The organism is Nocardia implantans (genome assembly GCF_035544775.1).
Lineage (GTDB): Bacteria > Actinomycetota > Actinomycetes > Mycobacteriales > Mycobacteriaceae > Nocardia > Nocardia implantans.
Genome location: NZ_JAYKYQ010000017.1, coordinates 121,916 through 128,541, shown reverse-complemented (window position 1 = coordinate 128,541; position 6,626 = coordinate 121,916). Strand labels below are relative to the sequence as shown.

The window sequence follows — 6,626 nt, the reverse complement described above, 5'->3', positions numbered from 1 at the left end:
GCGGCGCCGACACCCCCACCGGCGACTGCACCCCCGAACCACTCACCACCACACCAGCAACAACCAAAGCCGAGACCGTTATCGGAGCAGATACACGCATTCGGCCACACCCAATCCTCGACGTCGTCCGCGTCTCGGGACGGATGCACCGCACGGGACAACGGAGTCCTTCTGCCTGGCCGTATCGACGACCCGGGCTCTCTCCCCGACAGGGAGCGAACCCTCGATAACATAAGGTACACAATGTCGAGTACATCGCGGTCGGGATCGCGGAAATTCGCGATAACTTAACGCTTCTCGCGACACCTCATGAACCCAGGGTACCGACCCGAGCCGCCCCGTGCCCGTACCCGTTGCACCCGTTGCCATCACCGCACGGGACGCGTGATTCCGTGCGGCGCTGCGCCTTCCGTCCGCAACGGCGTCGCAGAGCTATTCCTCCGCGAAGTACAGCAGCACCGACGACGCCGCGACCACGCCGCCGCGCTCGCCCAGATGCCGGTCCGAGCCGTCCTCCGGACGCCATCGCGGGCCGAGCACCCACATTCCACCGCTGGGAACGGTGCGGTCGAAGGCCTCCTGCCCGACCGGGTGGGCCGGGTAGAGGACTCCACCGTCGACGGGCGGCTGCCCGTCGACCAGGATCGGCGCTCCCGCACCGGCACACGTGATGCGATCGCCTTCCGTCGCGATGACCAACGCGATTCGATATTCGCCGGTCGCCCAGCCCGCTCGCGACCCGTCGAACAGGACCGATTCCCCGACTTTCGGCCGGTAGCCCGTCCGCGGCGGAACACGAGTCACGAGTTCTCCAGGCCTGACATGCACGGAGGGGGCGCACGGGAACGCCTGGGCGCCGCACTGCGCTCCGCTCGGATCAGGCCCGTATGCCACACAATCGGACCGCGTCCCGGAGCCCGGTGCGCTGGACCGATGACACAACTGCCATCCGCTTTCCGCTTCGGCACTCGACACGATCGCGCGACTGGCTGGGGACGATGCCATCAGCGCCATCGAAGTGACGTCGGCGCCCGGCCACGCCGCGGTGTGAAACCCGTATTCCCCCAAGATGTTCAGCATGAACAGGGCCGCGCCGACACCAACGCCGACCGTGGCTCCGAGGCCCGCAGGCGGCTGCGGCCACAGCGCTTCGGAGGCATCCGCCCGAGATCGCGCGAAGGGGCCGACCCGCAGCAGCCGCGGCGCCGCGAGCAACAGTGCCAACGCGACGGCGGCCGACAGTCCCCGGACATCGGACAAACCTTCAGGGAACTGCTGCCGCTTCATCAGTTCTCCCGTCACCCAGTTCGGCAGGCCGGACGCCTCCATGGGCAATCGCGCATAGAGGAAGTAGGCCCACAGCAACGACGGCAGCCAGGGCAGCATGAGCACGGCGGCGCCGGCCGCCAAGGTGGCGACGACGACCCGGGGACGGTCGACCGTCGCGACGACCGGTAGCCAGCTGCGTGCCGCCACGTGGACACAGGCGCTCACCCCGATACAGCACATGCCGAGCGCGGTGGCCCATTGCGACAGGAATTCGCCGGTCGCCGACCAGGTGTGGCCGATGGAGCCGTGCGCCACCGGATCCAGTGCCAGCACGCGCCCCAGCACCATGCCCAGCGCCAGAGCCGAACCATGGGCGCACGCGATCATCAAGATGTGGAACGCGCTGTCCCGCAGGTGCATCGCATCCGCCTCGACACGCACCCACAACGCGTTGCGCAGCGCCGCCTGCGCGAGACCGATGGTCGCGACCAGCGTGGTCAGCGTCATCCCCACCAGCGGCGCTATCGGTGTGCGCAATCCGGCCACCGCGGTCACCGCGTCGACCAGATCGTAAGCCAGCATGGCGCTGAAGCCGATGGTGACCAAGGAAAGCAGTCGCGGGGCCAGCAACTCGCCGGGGGCGTCCAGCATTCGCCGCCTGTTCCGTGCCGAAGGGTGCATGCCGAACCGTGCGCGCAGTCCCGGGTACCCTCTGGGCCGCGGTGCATCGTCCAGCAGTCGCCGCAGCTGGACCGGGTACGCCCGTGCGGCACGGAGGTCTGCGTAGTACTCGCGCGCCCGCAGCAGTCCATTGCGGATCAACAGGGTCGATCCGAGCAACACGACGATCCGCCAGCCATAGGTGAGCGCGGTCCGCCAATCACCGGTCGCGAGTTCCACCAGCATCCAGCAGCCGAACGGGATGCCGCCGAGCAGCACGAGCAGACGCCATGTCCACACCGCGAGATAGGCCGGATCCAGATCGCGATTGCGGATATGGGCCAGTTCGTGCGCGACCACCGCGTCCACCGCGCCGTCGCCGGTGCCGCGCCGCCACCGTTCCACCAGACCGCGACCGAGAACGACATAGCGGCGCCGGTACCGGCCGAACGCCCGCCCACCGACGCGAGTGTCGGCCGGATCGAGCAGGAACCGCACCTCGGTGTTCCCTGCCGAAGCCACCAGTTTCATCGCCAGCCCGGAAAATTCGCCGGCCGGGAGCGCGATCAGCCTGCGCCGCCGGATATGCCAGGACGGCCACAGCCAGTAGACCGAGGCGACAGCGATCGCCGTGGCGACGACGGAGAGCATCGCGATCACCGACGCCGTCGCGCCGATACGGCTGGAGCAGGCGCCGACCGTCGCGGCGAAGGTCGCGCCATGCGCCGGGTCGGCCGGTGCGGCGGAACCGGGGTCGTGCCCGCCGAGCGACGTGATCAGCGCTCGGACGCACTGCTCGGTCGCCAGCCGGTAGGGCGTCCCGAGCGCGGCTCCCGCGAGCACCTGCCAGCAATTCCACATGGTCGCCGCGGCGGCGAGCACCAGCACCGCGAAGCGCAGGGTGGTGCCCGAACCGAATGCTTCCGGGGCGGGGCGCATCAGTCCGGCGGGTCGTCCGGCGCCGCCAGCTCGCCTACGATCGCCCCCGCCAGGAGGTTCGCCTGCTGATCGGTCAGCCCGTAGGCGAGTATCGCGCGCCTGGCGGCGTCGCGGGTGGCGTTCAATTGCTCGGAGCTGAGCGGTTCGGCCGCCGCGACCGCCGCGGCGCGCCGCCGCCACGGCAGCCGGCTCAGGCGGCCGCGCAGGCCACGCGCGGTGCGTTTGCCGGAATATTCCAGGAGCGCGTCCACCGCACCCTTGGTCGCGGCCAGCACCGCGACCGTCACCACCGCCTCCACCGCACCGACTCCGAAGCCGAGCAGTTCGTCCGGACTCGGGCCGCGCCGACGCGCCGCGTACGCCGCGGCGGTGACGTCGAACAGCGGCAACTCTTCCGGCGCGTGCGCGGCGACGACTGACCGTGCCACCGCAACGACATCGATCGGTTCCGCATCCGCGATACTCAGCGCACTACCCCCTCGGCGTCGACGACTGGTCGAAAACCATTCTGCCGCACGGGCGCTGTTCCGTTGCGGACCCGCAACCCAGCAGTGAGCCGCCACCGATGCGTCAGCCGCGGGTTATCGGCCTCACGCCGCCTCGCTCGGCGCCGACTCGGCGGCCGTGGCGGTCGCCACGGTGGCTTCGGCGGCGCGCTCGGCCTCCTCGACGGTGCACCGGCCGAGGCCGCACGCCGTCGCCACACCGTACGCGGCCCGGCCCGCCGCCGCCTCGAACAAGGCCAGGCTCTTGATGCTGTCTTGCGCTCCGGCCGGCGACACCACCCCGGCGATGACCCGCCACTCCGGGTCGAGCCTGCGCAGCGGCCGGTAGAACGCAGGCTCCAGCGGAGCCGGATGAGCACCGTAAGCGCAGGGGATGTGCGCGGGCGGCAGCGGCACGGCGCGAGCGCGCAGGTCTCGCGCGAGGGTGTTCAGCAGCCGCACCGCCGGCGCGAGACTGCGCGGCGCGAGCAGTTCTCTGTGCTGATAGTCGCCATAGCACAGATGCAGGGTGGTCTGTGCGCCGATCTCGTGTGCCCGGGCGAGAAAGCCGGACAACTGACGCGCGACCAGACGGCCGGCCGGAGCCTGCGCACCGAGTCGCGCCGCCTTCACCAGGGCGAGCTGGGCGATCGGCGACTCCACCTGCCAGGTGACCAGATCGCCGTGCTCGGCTGTCACCTGCGCCATTTCGGCCAGCACGGCCTCGACGAAGACGGGTAGGTTGCGCAGCGCTGGGGTCACCGTCCGCAGGTGGCGCAGCGCGCGCCCGAGCGGGAGCCCGTCGGCCACCGCCGCGCCTGCGAACACGAACAGCGCCAGATCCAGCGGATTCGGTTGGCTGATCTGCAATCTCGTTTCGGCGAGTTCGGGATGCCGAGCCCGCAGCGCGCGAAAGGCGGTGACGGCCGCGCCGATGCGGTCGACGCGATCCATCGCCACGTGCCGGGGTTCGAGGGTCGCGCCCCGGCGAATGCCGTACACGCGCATGTCGGCGTAGTCGGCGAAGTCACCGCCGCGCACCACTTCGAAGACGTCGTCGTGTCTGTCCCGCTCGCGCAGGTACTGCACGACCCAACTGGGATCCAGGTCCCGCGGCACACCGGTGAGCCGGTGGCCCCGGCTGCGCTGGACGAACCACTCCAGCACAGCGCTGTCGCCGGTCGTCAATGGCTCGGGCAAGCTGCCCACGAAGTGCACGAGTCGCGTCATCGCCTGTCCAACACGTAGTCCGCGCGAGACGGGTCCGGCGTTCGCCTCCCGCTCGGGGCCCCGATCCGGCGGCCGCCGAGCAGCATAGGCCGATTCGGTAGCCGGAAATTCGCCACTGGTGGGAAGTCGGTGCCGGATCGATGCGGCGACTTTCCGGAAACGCCCCGCGTGGTGCGATCGCGTCCGCCGCGACTACCTGGTAGAACTCCGCCATGGTCGATCGAACGCGGTTCGCGCGATTGGCGCTGGAGCAGGTGGCCGCCGAGTTGGACGGCACGGCTCTGCGCGGCGGCTACCTCACCTCGGAGCGGATGCGATTCCTCGCGACCAAGGTCCGCGACGCGGGGTACGCGTACGACGAAGCTCTCGAATCGAACGCCGCACCGGAATGATCCCCCGCTCTACCCGCGCCTGTCCTGCGGGGTTCGGGCTCCGGTGACTCCGGCACGCCCGCTCGGCGCTCGGCCGGCATCGACCCGGTGTCGCCACATGGTGGCCGGGTCCCAGTCCGGCGCGGTCCGGCCACGCGTGAGCGGGTAGGCGGCCAGCCCGATCAGCAGCGCCGAACAGTGCCCGATGCCGGTGAAGGTGGGATGGATCAGCAACGGGGTGGCGAACCACACCAGGATTCCGCCGAGGTACAGCCACCGCCACGGACGGGCGACATGGTAGGTCAGGATCCCGATGATGGCGGCGAGAAAATAACTGACGCCGATATCACGCACATCGACCATCCCCGGATCGGCGTACCCGTGGCGGATGGCAACGGCCAGGATGCCCTCGCTGAAATACGTGGCCGCGACGTGCGCGCACAGACCGACGATCGCCCAGCGCAACGAGCCGAGCCACCGTTCCGCCGGGGCGTGGAAGACACAGAACAGCACCAGGTAGGGCAACCAGAAATAGCCGTCGATCCACAGCAGACTGGTCACGAGGGCGTGCAGTGGATCGGATTCGAGGTTGCGCAGGTTGGTGGAACGCTCGCCCAGCAGGCGCTCCAGATCGCCGCGCGGCACCAGGTGCTGGATGATCGTGGTGCCCAGCAGCAGCGTCAGCCAGGCGAAGGTCCACGGCGCGGTGCGCGCGTACTGCCATGCGGACGCCGTGCGGCCGGTGCGCGTCCCGCCGCCGTCGACTGTGTGAGTCATGGCGCGGCCTTCCTGCGGGAAATCCTTCGCCGAAGGACGCGACCCGCCCGGCCGCGTTGCCGAATCGAGGCGCACTCTCCTGGCTCTGCCAGCTGAAACACTACTCTCCGGCCGGCCGGAGATCCCACCGATGACCGCCCCGTCCCCGGGACGCGTCCTGGGAATGCCGCGGCTACGTGGCTGACGCGCCGGTCTCGGGCGGCTGCGCGGCAAGCGGCCCCGTGCGGTTGGCGGTGAGCATGCGCACCGCCGCGATGCGCAGATCCGGACGTGCCCGCCGGGCGGTGAGCTCGGCCAGGCAGATCTCGCCGACCATGGCCACTTTCATCCGGGAGGCGGCGTCGGGGTCGGGCCATCCGGCGGCGGCCATGTCCGGCCGTCCGACCGCGATGAACAGCTCGTGGCGGCGGCCGATCTCCTCGCGCAGGTCGGGGTCGGTGCGTGCCTGCACCATGAACGCTTCGGTGCCGCGGGCATGGAGACAGGCATCGAGGAACGCGTCCAGACTCGGGGCGATCCGCTCGACGCCCGGCGGAATCCCCGCCAGCGCCGCGGCCACCGACTGCGACAGCGCGTCGAAGAAGCGGCGGTGCAGCGCGATGACGTAGCTGCGACGGTTGACGAAGTGGTGGTAGAAGGTGCCCTTGGCCATCCCGGCTTCCTCGACCACCGCGTTGACCGAAAGACGGTGCAGCCCCTCGCGTTCCGCCACCACGGTGCCCGCGATGAGCAGCGCCGTGCGACCGGGGTCGGCAATGACTGTCATGTTTCCGAATTCTCCCCACTCTTTCTGAAAAGGCTAGTGTCGTGCACCGGCCGCACCTACGCTGTGACCGATCGGTCGGTCGAAGCCTAGCCGGGTTCCGGATGGACCATCGGGTCATCGAGGACCGAT

The 6,626-nt window shown here is 69.9% G+C and carries 6 protein-coding genes; 1 reads left to right on the top strand and 5 read right to left on the bottom strand.

The genetic code is table 11. The features are described 5' to 3' along the window. Positions 1-432: 432 nt before the first annotated feature. From U3653_RS30455 to U3653_RS30445, 3 genes are all read right to left on the bottom strand, one after another. Entirely contained in the window at positions 433-2,868 is a 2,436-nt protein-coding gene (locus tag U3653_RS30455; protein ID WP_195083079.1) for a M48 family metalloprotease, read from the bottom strand. Beyond that, the gene (locus U3653_RS30450) at positions 2,868-3,296 is read right to left on the bottom strand and encodes a hypothetical protein (RefSeq protein ID WP_195083078.1); all 429 of its coding nucleotides are present in this window, start codon (positions 3,294-3,296) and stop codon (positions 2,868-2,870) included. Before U3653_RS30450 ends, U3653_RS30455 begins: the two co-directional genes overlap by 1 nt. A 162-nt stretch (positions 3,297-3,458) precedes the next feature. After that, a complete protein-coding gene (locus tag U3653_RS30445; RefSeq protein WP_195083077.1) occupies positions 3,459-4,583 on the bottom strand; it encodes a hypothetical protein in 1,125 nt (374 codons plus the stop codon). Between the two features lie 212 nt (positions 4,584-4,795). On the opposite strand from U3653_RS30445, the gene U3653_RS30440 reads away from it, so the two are divergent. Then, positions 4,796-4,975 (top strand): hypothetical protein, encoded by a 180-nt coding sequence (locus U3653_RS30440; protein WP_195083076.1) that lies wholly within the window; start codon positions 4,796-4,798, stop codon positions 4,973-4,975. Positions 4,976-4,984: 9 nt separating this feature from the next. Here the strand turns inward: U3653_RS30440 and U3653_RS30435 are convergent, their stop codons facing one another. Together U3653_RS30435 and U3653_RS30430 are read right to left on the bottom strand one after the other, a co-directional pair. Further along, a complete protein-coding gene (locus U3653_RS30435; RefSeq protein WP_195083075.1) occupies positions 4,985-5,731 on the bottom strand; it encodes a rhomboid-like protein in 747 nt (248 codons plus the stop codon). Between the two features lie 172 nt (positions 5,732-5,903). Next, positions 5,904-6,497 (bottom strand): TetR/AcrR family transcriptional regulator, encoded by a 594-nt coding sequence (locus U3653_RS30430; protein WP_195083074.1) that lies wholly within the window; start codon positions 6,495-6,497, stop codon positions 5,904-5,906. Positions 6,498-6,626 lie beyond the last annotated feature (129 nt).